Annotated in this window: 1 pseudogene; it reads right to left on the bottom strand. The window is 45.2% G+C overall.

The features are described from left to right. A pseudogene (locus OGV94_RS00870) lies at nucleotides 1-290 on the bottom strand (T6SS immunity protein Tli3 family protein); the annotation flags it as partial.

Genomic DNA, 290 nt, shown 5'->3' with positions numbered 1-290 from the left:
ACATACTCGCCACTGGATTTATGCTTGCCCGGTTTGTAGAGATAATACGTGTCATCAAAGTATTGATAATCTATACCCGGACCACCCGGCGCCAGACGCGGGTCGTCAAAAGGATATGAACTCAGATATAAATGCCCCTGCGCCGTGGTAATAAATGCCTGATTATTAACCACCACCACTCTTTTTATTTCTTTTCCTTCAGGTCTATCTACCATATTCCCATCAGAATTTTTCTCTTGCCCCTGAGATGGGGACATATACGTTGCGACCTGCCACGTTTGTCCATAGTC

It is taken from the genome of Citrobacter sp. Ce006 (assembly GCF_030336535.1).
GTDB lineage: Bacteria > Pseudomonadota > Gammaproteobacteria > Enterobacterales > Enterobacteriaceae > Citrobacter > Citrobacter europaeus.
Note: the sequence above shows the minus strand (reverse complement) of the source record. Positions and strands in the feature narration are given on the sequence as shown.